At 48.9% G+C, this 16749-nt stretch carries 15 protein-coding genes; 7 read left to right on the plus strand and 8 right to left on the minus strand.

What is annotated here, in order from left to right; translation table 11 throughout:
* Positions 1 to 10: 10 nt before the first annotated feature.
* Positions 11 to 4600, minus strand: coding sequence for a glutamate synthase large subunit (gene gltB / locus NC980_RS07805; RefSeq protein WP_190378346.1), 4590 nt, complete (start codon positions 4598 to 4600; stop codon positions 11 to 13).
* Between the two features lie 250 nt (positions 4601 to 4850).
* On the opposite strand from gltB, the gene NC980_RS07810 reads away from it, so the two are divergent.
* The 3 genes from NC980_RS07810 (at position 4851) to NC980_RS07820 (ending at position 6802) form a co-directional block, all read left to right on the plus strand.
* Positions 4851 to 5321, plus strand: a complete 471-nt coding sequence (locus tag NC980_RS07810; protein WP_190378347.1) for a DUF4383 domain-containing protein — start codon at positions 4851 to 4853, stop codon at positions 5319 to 5321.
* 143 nt (positions 5322 to 5464) lie between these two features.
* The gene (locus tag NC980_RS07815) at positions 5465 to 5740 is read left to right on the plus strand and encodes an NIL domain-containing protein (RefSeq protein ID WP_190378348.1); all 276 of its coding nucleotides are present in this window, start codon (positions 5465 to 5467) and stop codon (positions 5738 to 5740) included.
* Positions 5741 to 6076: 336 nt separating this feature from the next.
* The gene (locus NC980_RS07820; protein WP_190378349.1) at positions 6077 to 6802 is read left to right on the plus strand and encodes an SDR family NAD(P)-dependent oxidoreductase; all 726 of its coding nucleotides are present in this window, start codon (positions 6077 to 6079) and stop codon (positions 6800 to 6802) included.
* Here the strand turns inward: NC980_RS07820 and NC980_RS07825 are convergent.
* The 3 genes from NC980_RS07825 to NC980_RS07835 are packed head-to-tail and all read right to left on the minus strand — an operon-like array spanning position 6799 to position 7943.
* Entirely contained in the window at positions 6799 to 7182 is a 384-nt protein-coding gene (locus NC980_RS07825) for a DUF1818 family protein (RefSeq protein ID WP_190378350.1), read from the minus strand. The genes NC980_RS07820 and NC980_RS07825 overlap by 4 nt on opposite strands.
* On the minus strand, positions 7179 to 7643 hold the full coding sequence (locus tag NC980_RS07830; RefSeq protein ID WP_190378351.1) for a hypothetical protein: 465 nt from the start codon (positions 7641 to 7643) through the stop codon (positions 7179 to 7181). The genes NC980_RS07825 and NC980_RS07830 overlap by 4 nt, the downstream gene beginning before the upstream one ends.
* Before the next feature lie 54 nt (positions 7644 to 7697).
* A complete protein-coding gene (locus tag NC980_RS07835; RefSeq protein ID WP_190378352.1) occupies positions 7698 to 7943 on the minus strand; it encodes a DNA-directed RNA polymerase subunit omega in 246 nt (81 codons plus the stop codon).
* Between the two features lie 154 nt (positions 7944 to 8097).
* Between NC980_RS07835 and NC980_RS07840 the strand changes: the two genes are divergently transcribed.
* The gene (locus NC980_RS07840; RefSeq protein ID WP_190378353.1) at positions 8098 to 8790 is read left to right on the plus strand and encodes a GDSL-type esterase/lipase family protein; all 693 of its coding nucleotides are present in this window, start codon (positions 8098 to 8100) and stop codon (positions 8788 to 8790) included.
* Positions 8787 to 9359: an RdgB/HAM1 family non-canonical purine NTP pyrophosphatase gene (rdgB, locus tag NC980_RS07845; RefSeq protein ID WP_190378354.1), complete on the plus strand. Its 573-nt coding sequence runs from the start codon at positions 8787 to 8789 to the stop codon at positions 9357 to 9359. Before NC980_RS07840 ends, rdgB begins: the two co-directional genes overlap by 4 nt.
* On the opposite strand, the gene NC980_RS07850 is transcribed toward rdgB, so the two are convergent.
* The 3 genes from NC980_RS07850 to NC980_RS07860 all read right to left on the minus strand — a co-directional run bounded on the left by NC980_RS07850 (position 9360) and on the right by NC980_RS07860 (position 12280).
* Positions 9360 to 10718 (minus strand): DUF3370 domain-containing protein, encoded by a 1359-nt coding sequence (locus NC980_RS07850; protein WP_190378355.1) that lies wholly within the window; start codon positions 10716 to 10718, stop codon positions 9360 to 9362.
* A gap of 182 nt (positions 10719 to 10900) precedes the next feature.
* Positions 10901 to 11527, minus strand: coding sequence for a Holliday junction branch migration protein RuvA (gene ruvA, locus NC980_RS07855; RefSeq protein ID WP_190378356.1), 627 nt, complete (start codon positions 11525 to 11527; stop codon positions 10901 to 10903).
* 9 nt (positions 11528 to 11536) lie between these two features.
* On the minus strand, positions 11537 to 12280 hold the full coding sequence (locus NC980_RS07860; protein ID WP_190378357.1) for a sucrose-phosphate phosphatase: 744 nt from the start codon (positions 12278 to 12280) through the stop codon (positions 11537 to 11539).
* A gap of 171 nt (positions 12281 to 12451) precedes the next feature.
* Here NC980_RS07860 and NC980_RS07865 point away from each other — a divergent pair, with 171 nt between their 5' ends.
* On the plus strand, positions 12452 to 14419 hold the full coding sequence (locus NC980_RS07865; RefSeq protein ID WP_190378358.1) for an amylo-alpha-1,6-glucosidase: 1968 nt from the start codon (positions 12452 to 12454) through the stop codon (positions 14417 to 14419).
* Between the two features lie 137 nt (positions 14420 to 14556).
* Entirely contained in the window at positions 14557 to 16035 is a 1479-nt protein-coding gene (locus NC980_RS07870) for a mannitol dehydrogenase family protein (RefSeq protein WP_190378359.1), read from the plus strand.
* Between the two features lie 48 nt (positions 16036 to 16083).
* On the opposite strand, the gene NC980_RS07875 is transcribed toward NC980_RS07870, so the two are convergent.
* A complete protein-coding gene (locus tag NC980_RS07875) occupies positions 16084 to 16599 on the minus strand; it encodes a L,D-transpeptidase (protein WP_347272776.1) in 516 nt (171 codons plus the stop codon).
* Positions 16600 to 16749 lie beyond the last annotated feature (150 nt).

The raw sequence follows: 16749 nt of genomic DNA on the forward strand, positions 1-16749 counted from the left end.
TGCGGCTCAATCAGCCCCCGCCAACCCGCGCCACATCCCGCGCATTTTCTTCAAACGCAGCCGTCAGTGCATCATCGCCGCTCAGCCCCGATTGTTCCGCCCGTTTCAGCGCCTGTAGAACCCGCTTATAGTCCCTCGGCATCACCTTCACAAAGCGCGATCGTACTTCCTCCCATTGCTCTAACAGTTCTTTGGCTTTGTGGCTATGAGTTAGCGTTGCGTGATTTTGAATCATTTGACGCACGATAGCAATGTCTTCTGGATCGTCAAATGCTTCTATTGCAACCATTTGAGTGTTACACCGAGTTGCAAAATCGCCCGCTTCATCATAGATGTAAGCAGTTCCGCCACTCATTCCGGCTGCAAAGTTGCGTCCAGTTTTTCCAAGCACGACCACTGTACCGCCTGTCATATATTCGCAGCCATGATCACCGACCCCTTCAACGACTGTCTTGACCCCAGAGTTGCGAACACAGAATCGTTCACCTGCAATGCCACTAATGTAAGCTTCACCTTGGGTTGCACCATAGAAGGCAACATTCCCCACAATGATGTTTTCTGAGGCATTGAAGCTTGACTCGATCGGCGGATAAACAACAATCTTTCCACCGCTCAACCCTTTGCCCACGTAATCGTTAGCATCGCCTTCGAGTTCTAACGTCACGCCTTTCGGTACGAATGCTCCAAAGCTTTGACCAGCGCTACCGTGGAAGTGGAGATGCACTGTATCTTCAGGTAATCCGTTCCAGTGACGTTTGGTGATTTCGTTACCGAGGATTGTTCCCACCACACGATTGATGTTCTGAATCGGCAAGGTTGCTTTAACGGGTGTACCGTGTTCGATCGCATCTTTGCACAGATCCAACAGCACCGTCATATCGAGCGATTTTTCTAAACCGTGATCTTGAGAAATCTGACAGTACAATCCCACTGCCGGATCAACATTCGGCTGATAGAGAATCTTCGAGAAGTCTAAGCCTTTTGCTTTCCAGTGGTCGATCGCTTGTTTCGGTTCTAAAACATCAGTGCGTCCCACCATTTCGTTCAGCGTGCGGAATCCAAGTTGTGCCATCAGTTCCCGCACTTCTTGAGCAATAAACCTCATGAAGTTTTCGGTGTACTGAGGATTGCCTGTAAAGCTCTCGCGCAGATGTGGATCTTGAGTTGCAATCCCAACTGGACAAGTGTTCAGGTGACAAACGCGCATCATAATACAGCCGAGTGTGACCAGTGGTGCGGTTGCAAATCCGAACTCTTCTGCACCCAGCAATGCAGCCATTACTACATCACGTCCGGTCTTCATCTGTCCATCGGTTTCAACTACGATGCGCGATCGTAGATTGTTCAAGACTAATGTTTGATGCGTTTCAGCTAACCCTAACTCCCAAGGTAAACCTGCGTGTTTGATCGAAGTTTGCGGTGATGCCCCTGTTCCGCCATCGTAGCCAGAGATTAACACCACATCAGCGTGAGCTTTCGCGACTCCCGCCGCAATCGTTCCAACTCCGACTTCTGAAACAAGTTTGACGCTGATTCGCGCTGCTCGGTTCGCATTCTTCAGGTCATGGATCAGTTCGGCGAGATCTTCGATCGAATAGATGTCATGGTGCGGCGGTGGCGAAATCAAACCGACCCCTGGGGTTGAATGTCGAACTTTCGCAATCCAGGGATAGACCTTGCGGCCCGGTAACTGTCCGCCTTCTCCGGGTTTCGCGCCTTGTGCCATCTTGATCTGGAGTTCTTTTGCTTGAGAGAGATACAAGCTTGTGACCCCAAAGCGACCCGATGCCACTTGTTTGATCGCACTGTTCTTAGAATCACCGCGATCGTTTGTCCAGGTATAACGATCGGGATCTTCGCCGCCTTCTCCAGTGTTGGACTTACCGCCGATGCGGTTCATGGCGATCGCCAAAGCTTCGTGCGCTTCTTTTGAAATCGATCCATAGCTCATGGCACCTGTTTTGAAGCGGCTCATAATCGCTTCGATCGGTTCAACTTCTTCAAGTGGAATCGATTGACGATCTTTGAACTGAAGCAGTCCGCGTAAAGTAAAGTGCTGCTGGTTCTGTTCATTCACTAAAGCTGCGTATTGTTTGAACAGATCATAGCTGCCTTCGCGGACGGCTTTTTGTAAGGTGTGAATCGTTTGGGGGCTGAATAGGTGGGCTTCCCCTTCCTTGCGCCATTGATATTCGCCACCGACATCGAGCGTGTGTCCGTTCGTTTGACGCTCCGGAAACGCATGATGATGACGCAACAATGCTTCTTTGGTGATTACTTCTAAATCAGCTCCTTCTACACGAGAAGCAGTCCAAGTGAAATATCGATCGATCACCGAATGATTTAAGCCGATCGCTTCAAAGATTTGTGCACCTCGATAGCTTTGAATCGTTGAAATCCCAATCTTAGAGGCAACTTTGATCACGCCTTTGGTAATGGCTTTGATGTAGTTTTTACAAGCGGTTTTGTAGTCTACGCCGGCCATTGAACCTTGAGCAATCATTGAACCGATCGTTTCAAATGCCAGATACGGATTGATTGCACCGCAGCCATAACCGATCAACATAGCAAAGTGATGAACTTCACGCGGTTCACCGGATTCAAGCACTAAGCCGACCTTTGTTCTTGTGCCTGCTCGGATCAAATGATGGTGCAATCCAGACACAGCGAGAAGTGCAGGAATCGGAGCTTGCTCAGCATTCACACTCCGATCGCTCAAAATCAAAATATTCACACCCGATTCAATTGCTTGATCGGCTTGCTTGCACAGATCCACGATCGTTTGCTCTAACCCAGTCACACCAGATTTCGGATCAAACACGATCGGCAGCACGATCGAGCTAAACCCTTGTTCATTGATGTGTTTAAGCTTTGCTAACTCTTCATTGCTGAGAATTGGCGTTTTTAGCTCGATCAAATGACAGCTTTTGGGTTCAGGCTTGAGTAAGTTGCGCTCTGATCCGATCGTCGTTTCTGCTGAGGTAATGATTTCTTCGCGAATTGAATCGATCGGCGGATTTGTCACCTGAGCAAACAACTGTTTGAAATAGTCATACAGCAGCTTCGGTCGATCCGAAAGCACGGCTAATGGCGTATCAGCTCCCATTGCTCCAGTGGCTTCTACACCATCTCGCGCCATTGGGGTCAGCAACAATCGCAACTCTTCAAACGTATAGCCAAAAGCGAGTTGACGCTGAATCACTGTGTTGGGATCAGTCTGTGGTAGTTCTAGTGCATCTTTGAAATCTGCCAGACTGACCATATGCTGATCTAACCATTCTTGGTACGGATGAGCAGTGCTAATCTCTTGCTTAATCTCTTCATCCGAAACAATCCGCCCTTGCTCCATATCCACCAAGAACATTCGTCCCGGCTCTAAGCGTCCTTTCTGAGCAATATTCTCTGGTGCAATAGGTAGAACACCTGCTTCCGATGCCATGATCACAAAATCATCTTTCGTGACATAGTAGCGCGACGGACGCAAACCATTGCGATCGAGTACCGCCCCCATCATCCGACCATCGGTAAACGCGATCGAGGCCGGCCCATCCCAGGGTTCCATCAAACAAGAATGATATTTGTAGAACGCTTTGCGCTCCGAATTCATCGATTCATGCGCTGTCCAGGGTTCTGGGATCATCATCATCACCGCATGAGGCAGCGATCGACCCGATAACGTCAACAGTTCTAAAGCATTATCAAAAATCGTGGAATCACTGCCATCAATGTTAATAACAGGCTGAGCTTTTCTTAAATCGTCGCCAAACAATTCAGATTCAAACAAGGCTTGTCGTGCATTCATCCAATTGATGTTGCCGCGCAAGGTGTTGATTTCGCCGTTGTGAGCAATGTAGCGGTAAGGATGCGATCGCTCCCAGCTTGGAAAAGTATTTGTACTAAAGCGGGAATGCACCAAGCCTAAAGCACTTTCGACATCCGGATCGCTCAAATCCGGATAATATTCACTGACCTGCAAAGGCATTAACATGCCTTTGTAAACGATCGTTCGGCAAGAAATACTGGCAGGATACCAATAACTATCGATACCCGGAGTCCGGATTGCACTGTGCGATCGCTTACGAATCACATACAGCTTCCGTTCAAACGCTAGATCGTCCGTTAAATCAGCAGCACGCCCGATAAAGGCTTGCTGCATAAAGGGTTCGCTCGACTTTGCGGTTTCGCCTAGCGTCGAATTGTTCGTCGGTACATCGCGCCAACCTAGAACCGTTTGTCCTTCTTCTGCCACAGTCTGTTCAAACACCCGCCGACCTTGTTCACGCGCAGCACGATCGGGAGACGAATAAATCATTGCAACGCCGTACTGTCCGGCATCCGGCAGAACGATATTCAACTCCGCTGCAACTCTTTGAAAAAATCGATGCGGCACCTGCATTAGAATGCCTGCTCCGTCTCCCGTGTTCGTTTCCGCACCGCAAGCCCCTCGATGCTCCAAATTCGCCAAAATCGTCAGCGCTTGCCGCACGATCGCATGAGACGCTTTTCCCTTCATCTGCACAATAAACCCGACTCCGCAGGCATCATGCTCGAACTGCGGATCATACAAACCCTGCTTCGCTGGCAGTCCGTATCTAGTCATTATCATTACCCTATTCAGTGGCAGAGAGCGCGACGGCTAGAGTTCCGGTGAAGATATCTCTAGTTCTCTTGAAATTCTCTTACACACTTCCGAAATACCCCAAAGGTCTTAAGGAAATCGTCAGATCTGAAGAAGAGAATATTCAAGTCTCTTTCTTTATCGTGATGGAGTTTCGATCGTCTGTGCTTACTGTTAATTAAATTCAATATTTGATTCACGAAATTGGTGATTTTCAGCAGGTAAAAATATCATGAAACGCGGACAACTTTACGCCTTTGTCACAGGCATTTTTTTCTTAGCATTAGCAATTCTAGGATTCATTCCTCAGCTACAGCACCCAATTAATGCTGTGGAAGTCCACAACGGAATTCAAATTCAACTCGGTTATCTCTTTGGTCTGTTCCCGACCAACCCTATTCTGAATACTGTATATGCGATCGTTGGTATTCTAGGTTTAGTTAGCTCGATGGGTCTAGGTGGTGCGCGATTTTATGGTCGTGGCTTGTTCGAGTTGTTTGCAATTCTGGCAATTCTCGGATCACTAACTCCGACCAATACTTTCTTTGGCTTCATGCCTCTGTTTGGTAGCAATGCTGCTTTATATGCAGCGGTATCGGCTATCTCGTTCTATTTTGGATTTATTGATTCGCCCGGACTGCTGGAAATTGCAGCGAAAGCGCCAGAAAACGCAGTTCAGCTTGATAACTCGGTTACTCACTAATAGTTAATCTATCATCGGTAAAATCGGGGCAATCTGAGTGATCTTCAGTGTTGTCCCGATTTTTTATGGTTTTGTGGCGGGGTTGATCGGGTAAAATAAATCTACGGTTATTCTATCGACTTTAAGTAAATTGGAGAAAAGAGATGCAGATCGCGACGAATGATGAGCGCACGACGGCGCAGCGAGTCCGCCTTCGCATTCCAAAGCACTACCACCAAGAGCCTGTGATTTCTCAGTTAGTTTCGCACTATGATTTAACGGTGAATATTGTTGCGGCAATTCTGGGCGCAAACGCAAATGGAGATGGCTGGTTTGATTTGGATCTCAAGGGCAGCCATGCGAATATTCAAGCGGCGCTGTCTTATCTCGATGAACTCGATTTAGAAGTGTGGCGCGGCGAAGAATCAGACGGCTGGTGAGTCGATCGATAAGCCGTAAACCCAAGCAGAATCGTTAAGGATTAGCGAACTGCGAATAATCGAATGCTAGGCGCGATCGTGCTGATCTCTATCGTGCTGATCTCCAACGAGGATGTTTGAGCGGTCTTCCTCATTGCCACATCCCGCCCTGAAATAAACTTAGGGCGGGAACGCAAGGCAGCAAAGGAACTATCTATACTGTTCAGACATCCTCCAAGTCTTGCTGGAGCATCAATGCGATCGCGATCATTACCATAGAACCCTGCAGTGATCAGGCAGGTGTTGCAAATTCCGATGCTATACTCAAAACACTTTTGTTTGTAAAGAATTGCAACGATGACAACAGCGCTAATTGTGGGAGCGAGTCAAGGAATCGGACTAGAATTTGCGCGACAGTTTCTCAATCGAGTCGATCGCGTTTACGCCACTTACCGCAGTCCAGAGTGTGACCTCTTCAACCTTGAGCATCCCAACTTAGAGCGCTTATCGCTTGATCTCACTGATGAAACTCAGATCGAGAAAGCGATCGCCCAAATCAAATCAGAAACATCCGAACTTCACTACGTCATCAACTGCGTCGGCGTTCTACACGATGGCACAATGCAGCCTGAGAAAAGCTTGCGTCATCTCAATGCCAATCAGTTACTGAAATACTTTCAAATCAATAGTATTGCTGCCGCATTGTTAGCAAAGCACGTCCAGCCCTTGTTAAAACATCGCGATCGCGCAATTCTTGCGACCATTTCCGCCAAAGTCGGAAGCATCGAAGACAATCAAATCGGCGGTTGGTATGGATATCGCGCCTCGAAAGCTGCCTTAAATATGTTCATGCGAACCACTGCGATCGAATTCAAGCGCACCTGTCCAAATGCGATCGTCGTCACCTTGCATCCTGGAACAACGGATACCAGACTATCGAAACCTTTTCAGCGCAATGTTCCGCCGGAAAAACTATTTTCAGTCGATCGAACTGTTCCACAACTGATAGCCGTTCTCGACAAGCTACAGGCTAGCGATAGCGGCGAATTCTTTTCCTGGGATGGCACAAAGCTACCCTTTTAGAAGCCTCCGGTCAGCTCTGCTGTGCCTAAAGGCAACGTGTTCAATGCCTGCCGCAACTCCAAAGCATTCTCCCAATACCCTTCTGCTCTACGCCCCGTCTGCACAATCAAGCGCAAACTGTAAGCATCGGGAAAACCCTCAGCCTCAAGCCAAACGCGATCGCTCTCCAGTTCACAAGCAATCCGTTCTTCGTCCATCAGTTCTTGAGCAATCTGCTGTAAGGCTTCATGCAGTTGATCACTCAAACGCCGAAAATCATTCCATTCTTCTTCGGTAAGTTCGATCGCCCAATCATTTCCACCGACTAAGCCCTTAAACTCCGAAGCTGCTGCATTCCAACCCAACCGCCAACCGTTCCCAGTTTTAAGAATTCGACTCATTGCTGACGAGTAAACACATTCACCAACGCTTGAACCAGCGCGTCGCGCTGTTTGCGATTGAGCTTTTTGATAATGGCTCGATCGCTCTCAAACGGATTCTTACGCAAATTATCCGACCCCGGATACGATTCAGCCTGCATCGGATCATTGATGCCTAAATAATCTGCGAGTGTATATTTCCAGTCGAGCCGAAAACTAACCGGACGACCCTTGATGAAGTAGTGATATCGAATCAAACGAGTGACCAACGTATTGCTCGGATCGGCTTTGCCTGTCTCGCGATTGACGTACTGATTTTCCAGCGCCAAATCGGGAACATCCTTGTACACTTGCTGCCATGCGTCCTGAATCCGAACCCGCCCAGGAGTCGGCGTGGTTTGGGCAACAATAGTCTGAGCAACAACCGGACTCGCCCAGACCAACAGCACCACCACACTTGTCAGAATTAAAAATCGCTTCATCGCTTCACTCGCTAAAAAACTGGGGCTAAAGATCGCTTCTCTCGCCCCAATAAATTATTCTCCAATAATTTCGGGCTGCGTCAGTTCATCTGACATCTCAATAATCGCCCGCATCACTGGCTTCATCATCGGATCATCGCCACTGTCAAAGTCTTCAAAACGACGACGTTTTGCCCGATTCGCAACTTGAACCGTAATCCGATAGCGGTTAGAAGCAGCGCCAATCAAATCATCAGCGCGGCGCATCAGTTGAACCGTATCGAACGTAGGACGCTTGTGTAAAGAGCCAGATTTTGCCATTAGTTGTTCTCTCCCATAAAGACTGACAGAAAGCTCGATCGTGACAGATTTCCAAACCTTGTGTAAAGTTTTGAGAAAATCCGTCTACAGTGATAAAGTCCGAGTTAGCTCAGACTCTATTAATAACGCAGACCTGTCTCATTCGCACAGTTTCATGCAAATATTGGTTTCTCCTTCGGCTCATTCAACCGTTTCTCCTACAGCTTCGCTGCGAATTTTGGCGATCGGAGATAGCATCGTCTATGGATTTGGCGACCCAGTTGGAGGCGGTTGGGTCGAGCGACTCAGACGACGCTGGATGAGTCCCGGTGAGGCAAATCACGCGCTGTACAATCTGGGAGTGCGCGGCGATGGAGTGCGACAGGTGGCGCGACGGCTCGAAGATGAGTTTCGCCATCGGGGGGAGTTACGCAATCGGGTTCCAGACTTAATTATTCTGTCAGTCGGCGTGAATGATTCTCCCCGGTTAAGCAAGCCCGATGGTAAGAACGTGCTGCCGTTTGAAGTGTTCCAAACCGAGATTGCAGACTTGCTCGATCGCTCTCTGCGCCTCTGCCCCGTTCTCTTCGTTGGCATGATTCCGGTCGATGAAGCAAAAATGCCGTTCCTCGATTGTATGTACTACAATCACGCCGATCAAATGCGCTACAACGAAGCGATCCGATCGACCTGTGAAGCACGTCAAATTCCGCATCTGAATCTCTTGGAAATTTGGCGATCGCGGGGGTCAGACTGGTGCAAGCAGCAATTCACCGAAGACGGCTTACACCCCAATGTCAGCGGATATCAGGCATTATTAGAAGATATTTCCAATTGGGATGCGTTTCGGCAGTGGATTGAACCATGACAGTTTTAGTAGTAGCGACCGGGAATCCAGGTAAAGTCAAAGAAATTGAGCCTTATTTAGCAGGGCTGAATTGGGAATTGCACCTGAAGCCACCCGACTTAGAGATGGAAGAAACCGGAGCGACATTCCGAGAAAACGCCGCTCAGAAAGCCACTCAAGTCGCGATCGCAACCGGGCACTGGGCGATCGCAGATGATTCCGGTTTAGAAGTCGCTGCGCTTGATGGCAGACCCGGTATTTACTCAGCCCGATATGCTGACTCGGATCGAGCGCGAATCGGCAAGCTGTTAGGAGAATTAGAGGGAATTTCCGATCGACGAGCGCAGTTCGTCTGCGCGATCGCGCTTGCTAAACGCGATGGCACGATCGCGCTTCTAACTGAAGGAATTTGTCCGGGTGAAATTCTTACGGCTCCACGCGGCGAAGGTGGATTTGGCTATGACCCGATCTTCTACGTTCCTGAAAAGGGCATGACATTTTCAGAAATGCCGCTAAAGATGAAGCAGGAAATTAGCCATCGTGGAAGAGCTTTTCAAGAGCTATTACCGCAGTTGAAGTCGTTAAGCTAACTACGGCAAGGTTTTCACGGTGAGAACTTGCGGCGGAGTTGCATCCGGCGGATAGAGGAAATCAAACTGCACTAAACGCCGTTCTTGCGGTTTCATCTGTAGTGTAATCAGCGGATCGCCTTGCTGCCCTCGCTGTTGTACCAGGTGGACATATTGAGTTCGGGGTAAGCCGCGATCGTCGTTGTACAACAGTCGCACCGTTCCGCGAAAGTTCATTTGCGGTCCAGGTGGCTGCAAAAAGCGCAGTCCTTGGTTAGTGTCTTCGCGTTTTAGCGGGGTTTCAACCGTCACCACAACGGTTTGCGCTCGATCAGTGGTATTTTTCAAAGGCATCGTGAGGCTGTACTGAATCGCGTAGTTTCCATGCGCTTGATAAGCTGTGTCCGGGTAACGCCGAATCAGTTTTGCGCTCTGGTTTTGGTTTGTGCCCAATGTGCCGCGATTCAAAGTCGCTAAACCATATGAAATTCCTTTGCCGGGTTCGGGTGTGCTGAGAAAATCTTGCCCTTGATCCAAAATCCGCCCGTTCCATTGAGATCCAACCCCAACGCCTGCCACTCGTCCATAGATTACATTTCCCGTGGTCTGCTCGATCGGGGTGGGTACTTTGTCGCGAGGCGTTGAAAGATTTGCAGTATCCAGTAGCGTTTCCCATTCCGCTAAACTCGGTTCGCGTTCGGTTCCGTCCGGATTTTGCTTGGCAAACATTCCCAAGCTTGCAAGATAAACCGCTCCAGTGCTGCGGAGTCTCATCAACGTCGATCGACCGTTGAGCGGCGGTGTGAGCGGCTTAACCGGAATCGGCAGATTCAACAGCATCCGACTCTCTCCCGGCGGAATCACAACCTGAGCCGGAAAGATATCTTGCCTCAGTCCGCGTAACACTTCACCGACTGCCCGACTTCCAGGGCCTGAAAACGCCTTACCGTCGTTATTTTCCACCGCAGTCGGAAGCTTGATAAACGGGGCATCTGGCTGACTGAGATGGCTTGCTGCTTGCAAAATGTCGATCGTCACAGGCTCTTTGCCCGGATTGTTCGCAATCACTCCCAGATAAAGCGTTCTCAAATCCGTCGGTGTCACAGGTTTCGCAATGTGATGCGCGAAAATGTCAAAGCGTCCCGAAAAGACTTGATCGAGGTGAGCCGCAGGAGCTTGCTTTCCAGTTGGTGGAAAAGTTGATAGCAAAATCCCTTCAGTCTGCACCACTTCAGGGCTGTTACTGTTAAACACCAGCACGGAATCGAGTTCACCCGGAAGAACGCGCATTTCTTGAGGCTGCACGATCGTTTGTGGAGACTGTGGAGAGGGTGAGGGAGTAGCTTGCGACACAATCAAACTAGAGAGAAGCGACAACATAAACCAAAGCAAAATCGGGAGCGGTGACAATCATACCGAAAAAGCGCGATCGCCAACGCAACAGCCCGATTTCATTCTCACCACAGAACTTTTGATGTCTTCCCCACGTCAAAATCTTTGAAGCGCTGCTTTTGAGCTGAGTAGAATCGCGGTTAAACCGGAGCGAGACAACTCGTCTTCCATTATTGACTCAACCAAGCGATCGCTTGTCGAATCCAGGCTTCTGCATCCCCAGATTTTGACAGGGCGGTATTTTGCCCGACCGCTTGCAGGGCTTGGGTAATTTCTTGATCGGTATAGCCCAATGCCAGCAGCGTCATCTCCACATCTTCGAGAATATTCGAGGCGGGGCCTGCACCCGGAGTCACCACAATTCCCGACTGTTGCCGCCATTCCGAGAGCTTCGTTTTCAGTTCTAAAGCAATCCGTTCAGCCGTTTTTGCACCCACACCCGGAGTCCGCGACAACAAGCGAGTATTGCCAGACACGATCGCCTGCACCAAATCTTGCAGCCCTAAGGTATCGAGCAGTGCCACCGCAAGCTGTGGGCCAATGCCGCTCACACTAACCAACTGCCGAAACAAATCACGCTCTGCTGCCGAGCCAAACCCGAACAGCGTCACTTGATCTTCGCGCATGTTTAAGTGAGTAAAAATCTGGGCTTGTTCGCCCTCAGATGGAAGCGACTGTAGTAAGCGCGGCACAACCTGCACATCATAGCCAACCTGATTCACCTCAAGCGTTAAGGTGACGCGATTGTTTGTTGTTTTTTGAATTGCCGCGATCGTGCCTTTGAGATAACCAATCATGCCTTCATTCTAGCGAAACCCGAAGTATTCTAGCCCTTCGAGGATGCCAGCGGCACAGTAGGACTTCGCCAAATAGTGATGCGGAGCGGGATGATCACGATGCCATGACCGCAATTCTGGTTGTGCATTGCCCACCATAATTCCACGCTCTGATCCAACCGCAAACAAGGCAATATCATTCCCAGAATCACCACAGACGATCGTTTGCTCTGGTGCAAATCCCAAAGTCTGTCGCACGAAAGTCAGGGCTGATCCCTTATTAGCGTGACGTGGAAGGATATCTAAATCTCGTCCACTACTGTAAATCAGTTGGACATCTAGCTCCTGCTGTTTGAGTTGATAATCTAGCTGCGGTAAAAGCTCGATCGCGGCTTCTTCAGTCAAAAAGAAGCTCGCTTTAAAGTCACTCTGTTCGGTTTCGGCTTGCAGAACGAGATCTAAAAAATGGGCGGTAACAGCCATCACTCGATCGCGATTCCATCCGACCGTGAGCTTTTTTTGCCACTCTAAATCAGGCGCGCCATCTAGCCGCGAGTAGATTGCTGTGCCCACCGACGCGATTAATAAATCGGGTTCGATCAGCGGGGCTTCGGCAGCAAGTTCTTGGTATCGAATCAGCGATCGACCGGTGGAATAGACGATTTTACTTCCGGTCGATCGTGTTTGTTGGAACCATTCGTTTAGTTCCTCATGCGCGAAGTCATCGCCCACCAGAGTATGGTCTAAATCAGTCACAAAAAGGATCGGGGTCACAATCTATCTCCCAAACTATCTCCCAAACGCCATGCTTGAGTTTAGAGTCAAATCAGAAGAATATCTTGATCCCCAAGATTGACCCATATTGAAAATCCAAATTTCTTATAGCAAGATCCGACCCTAATCGCTTCCGTCTTTTAGAATCATGAGACTGGCTGGGATATTTTTATGGTGATTGATTTTGGGCGGGAAATTTGTGGCATCTTGCCGACCTCAGAAGCGCGAGAATGGCTCGTCACAAATGGAATTGGAGGATTTGCTTCTGGGACGATCGCGGGACTCCTGACCCGTCGCTATCACGGACTTTTGATCGCAGCCTTAAACCCACCGCTCGATCGCACCTTGCTCACCTCAAAGCTCGAAGAATCAGTTCAATACGGGACAGAGATCTATCCACTCAGCACAAATCGCTGGGTCGATCGCACCGTGAAACCCCAAGGATATAAACAGATTGAGCGATTTTTTCTTGAAGGTACAGTTCCCGTATGGCGCTATGCTTGCGGCGATGCAATTTTAGAAAAACGCATCTGGATGCAGCAGGGAGAAAATACAACCTATGTGCATTATCAGCTACACCGAGCAACACAACCGTTAACGCTAACGTTCAAAGCTTTTATCAATTATCGGGATTATCACGGCAATACTTCCGGTAAGGGTTGGCGGATGGAAACCGCAGCGATCGGACACGGTTTACAAGTTTCTGCCCATCCCGAAGCAGTACCCTTTTATCTATTCTGTCGGGGCGCAACGCTCACCCCAACCCACGATTGGTATTACGGATTTGATTTGGCGATCGAACGGACAAGAGGACTCAGTGATCTCGAAGACCACCTACACATCGCCACGTTTGAAGCCACACTGTATCCGGGTCAATCGCTCACATTTGTCACGAGCACCGAAACGGCTCCGAATCTGGATGGCGAAACTGCTTTGCGATCGCAGCGCAACTACGAGCAGCGAATATTCGACTGTTGGCGGCTCGATCGCGTGAAGCAAGTCGAAACCTCTCCTGCTTGGATTCGCCAATTGGTGCTGGCGGCGGATCAGTTTATCGTCAGTCGTCCTCCAAGCGGCAAAACGATTATTGCAGGCTATCCCTGGTTCAGCGATTGGGGACGGGATACAATGATTAGCCTGTCAGGGTTAACGCTTGCGACTGGGCGAGTTGAAATTGCGCGATCGATTCTCTACACGTTCGCTCAATATGTCGATCGAGGAATGCTTCCGAATCGCTTTCCTGACGCTGGAATCATTCCCGAATACAATACCGTTGATGCGACCTTATGGTATTTCGTTGCGATTTTCGATTACTACAACGCAACTGATGACCATGACGTGATCGAAAACTTATTTCCGATGTTGTCCGAAATCATCGACTGGCATTGTCGCGGTACTCGCTACAACATTCACCTAGATTCCGCAGATGGTTTGCTCTATGCGGGAGAACCCGGAACGCAACTCACCTGGATGGATGCCAAAATCGGCGATTGGGTCGTTACGCCTCGGATTGGTAAGCCGATCGAGATTAATGCCCTCTGGTACAACGCGCTTCGCATCATCGCAAAGTTCGCCCGTCGCATCGGTAAACCCTACCGCGAATACGATGCAATGGCAGAACGAGTGCTTGCCCGCTTTGAGCGCTTCTGGAACCCTGACACGGGCTACTGTTTTGATGTTCTTGATACCGCAAACGGGAATGATGCAGCGCTGCGTCCAAACCAGATTTTTGCCGTCTCGCTGCCAGAAAGTCCTTTAACGCAAAACCAGCAAAAAGGGGTGGTTGATGCCTGTTCTCGATCGCTGCTCACTTCTTACGGGTTGCGATCGCTCGATCCGCATCATCCAAATTATCACGGACATTATGCAGGCGATCCACTGCATCGTGACGGCGCTTATCATCAAGGGACGGTTTGGGGGTGGCTGATTGGGGCGTATGCGATCGCGCATTATCGAGTGTATGGCGACTCAACCAAAGCGCGGGAATTTCTTGAACCGATGGCAAATCACCTCCGCGCTCAGGGATTGGGAAGCCTGAGTGAGATTTTTGATGGCGATGCCCCGATGATGCCGCATGGCTGTATCGCCCAGGCTTGGACAGTTGCAGAAGTGCTTAGGGCTTGGATGACGATCGGATAAACCTATATTTTGGGATAAACATATATTTCTAGTTCTGATCATCTAGCTTTAGGCTGACTATGATCTGAAGTATTGAGCAATGTTTTGCTTTGTTAGGAAGCAGAAAACATTGTTATTCTCTCTACACCAATCAATCCATGAGTCAGACCCACTCAGCTACCAAGCTTAATCAGGCAGCTTTATCTCGTTTATCAAAGACAATCCGTGTTCCACAGTACGATCGCTATCTCCTGAAAAACGGCATTGTGCATATCGGTGTTGGCGGTTTTCATCGAGCGCATCAAGCTTTATATGTGGATAACTATTTTCATCAAACCTCTGATTTTCGCTGGGGAATTTGTGGCATCGGATTGTTACAGCAAGACCGACGAATGCGCGATGCACTCCAGTCTCAAGATCATCTCTATACCTTAGTCGAGCGATCGCCCAACCACGATCGCGCTCGGATTATTGGAGCAATTGATCGCTATCTGTTCGCCCCTGAAGACCCACAATCTGTGATTGCTGCAATGGCATCGCCTGACTGTCGAATTGTGACCCTCACGATTACAGAAGGAGGATATTACTACAACGAAGCCAGCGGCGAATTAGAGATCAACCATCCCACCATTCAACATGATTTACAGCAGCCGGAACAGCCGATCGGCACTTATGGCTTTTTAACAGCAGCATTGAATCAACGTCGCGAGCAAGGATTGGCACCCTTTACCGTGCAGTCTTGTGACAATCTACAAGGCAATGGCAACATTACTCGAAAGATGCTGACGACCTTTGCTGAACTCCATGATCCAGCTTTAGGACAATGGCTCTCTGAACACGGAGCCTTTCCGAATAGTATGGTTGATCGGATTACACCCGCCACGACGGATAGCGATCGTGCTTTGGTTGCAGATCAGTTTGGGCTTATTGATGATTTTCCAGTGATGGCGGAACCTTTTCTGCAATGGGTGATTGAAGATCAGTTCTGTGCAGGAAGACCGGAGTTAGAAACAGTCGGAGTGCAATTCACAACTAATGTGCATTCCTATGAATTGATTAAAATTCGACTGTTAAATGCAAGCCATCTGTTAATTGGTTATCTGGGAACATTGCTTGGTTATACCTATGTGCATGAAGTCATGGCAGATGTGCAATGCCGAAATGCAGTCATGGCGTTCATGGAAGAAGTGACACCGACGCTTCAGCCTGTTCCTGGATTAGGTTTAACAGATTACAAGAGAACACTGATTGAGCGATTTGAAAATCCTAAGATTCGCGATCGTGTCTCTCGTCTCTGCTCTAGTAGTTCTGTTAAAGTTCCTAAGTTTCTACTAGGTTCACTGCGCGATCTGCTGCAACAACAGGGTGAAATTAAATATCTTAGTTTCACGATCGCGGCTTGGTTCTACTGTTTGATGGGGCAAGACGACCAAGGACAAGCGATCACCATTGAAGACCCATTATCGACTGTACTGACAGCGAGAGTTAACAAAGCCGATGTCCGTCCTTTACTCAGCTTAAGCGAGATTTTTGGCGATGATTTAGTACAATCTCTGCGATTTGTAGAAGCTATTGAAAGAGCGCTACGCCAACTCTCCAAAACCGGAGTTAGAGCAGCGCTCTCTCAATCTCACTAAACTTGTAATCGTTCCAGTGGTTAGTTCGGCAACGATCGCGGCTCAACTTCAACGAACAACCACTGGAGTTCCAACTTTTGCCCAATTGAATAACCACTGTGCGTGATCCACTGCAACATTCACGCAACCATGACTGACAGGTGTACCAAAACGATTGTGCCAGTACGCCCCATGAATTCCGTAGCCTCCTGAGTAATACATCGTGTAAGGCACATCGGGAATATCATAGTCATCCCCTTGCATTCGGGCAACGCGATACTTCGATTGAATGCGAAATACTCCTTGAGGAGTCGGGGTGCTTGCCTTTCCGGTTGAAACAATCACCGCATGAACCTGCTTTTTGCCTTCCCAAGCAATCAGTCGCTGCGTCGAGAGCCGAATCTCGACCCAACGTTGATTGGTATTTTTGTAAGTTGTCATTGCTCGTACGGTAGCTTCGCTTCCCGTAGGGTTCGATCCTGTCGATTGAGCCTGCACTATCTGAGAAGGTGCAGCCGCAAAAACAGCAGTTGCAATAATGCACATCGAGCAACGAAATAAATTAGAGCGAATAAACCCTTTCATAATGCCAGCCCGAAACTAAGTGGGATGACAAGTGCAATTAGAATCGTCGATCGCAGTAGAGAGGCAGCCTGAAAAAATAGTTCAAGTTTTTGCAGCGTGAGTTCTATTTGCAAGCTTGTGGAGATCACTACAGTACAGTGAGCGCTATTC

The organism is Leptolyngbya sp. AS-A5 (genome assembly GCF_039962495.1).
Classification (GTDB): Bacteria; Cyanobacteriota; Cyanobacteriia; order Leptolyngbyales; family Leptolyngbyaceae; genus Leptolyngbya.

Bases quoted from the DNA above. Each gene is read 5' to 3' on its own strand.
- NC980_RS07870 (WP_190378359.1), top strand. From the start codon at position 14,557: ATGAGTCAGACCCACTCAGCTACCAAGCTTAATCAGGCAGCTTTATCT.
- rdgB (WP_190378354.1), top strand. From the start codon at position 8,787: ATGACAGTTTTAGTAGTAGCGACCGGGAATCCAGGTAAAGTCAAAGAA.
- NC980_RS07815 (WP_190378348.1), top strand. From the start codon at position 5,465: ATGCAGATCGCGACGAATGATGAGCGCACGACGGCGCAGCGAGTCCGC.
- NC980_RS07840 (WP_190378353.1), top strand. From the start codon at position 8,098: ATGCAAATATTGGTTTCTCCTTCGGCTCATTCAACCGTTTCTCCTACA.
- NC980_RS07810 (WP_190378347.1), top strand. From the start codon at position 4,851: ATGAAACGCGGACAACTTTACGCCTTTGTCACAGGCATTTTTTTCTTA.
- NC980_RS07865 (WP_190378358.1), top strand. From the start codon at position 12,452: ATGGTGATTGATTTTGGGCGGGAAATTTGTGGCATCTTGCCGACCTCA.
- NC980_RS07825 (WP_190378350.1), bottom strand. From the start codon at position 7,182: ATGAGTCGAATTCTTAAAACTGGGAACGGTTGGCGGTTGGGTTGGAAT.
- NC980_RS07850 (WP_190378355.1), bottom strand. From the start codon at position 10,718: ATGTTGTCGCTTCTCTCTAGTTTGATTGTGTCGCAAGCTACTCCCTCA.
- ruvA (WP_190378356.1), bottom strand. From the start codon at position 11,527: ATGATTGGTTATCTCAAAGGCACGATCGCGGCAATTCAAAAAACAACA.
- NC980_RS07820 (WP_190378349.1), top strand. From the start codon at position 6,077: ATGACAACAGCGCTAATTGTGGGAGCGAGTCAAGGAATCGGACTAGAA.
- NC980_RS07875 (WP_347272776.1), bottom strand. From the start codon at position 16,599: ATGAAAGGGTTTATTCGCTCTAATTTATTTCGTTGCTCGATGTGCATT.
- gltB (WP_190378346.1), bottom strand. From the start codon at position 4,600: ATGACTAGATACGGACTGCCAGCGAAGCAGGGTTTGTATGATCCGCAG.
- NC980_RS07830 (WP_190378351.1), bottom strand. From the start codon at position 7,643: ATGAAGCGATTTTTAATTCTGACAAGTGTGGTGGTGCTGTTGGTCTGG.
- NC980_RS07835 (WP_190378352.1), bottom strand. From the start codon at position 7,943: ATGGCAAAATCTGGCTCTTTACACAAGCGTCCTACGTTCGATACGGTT.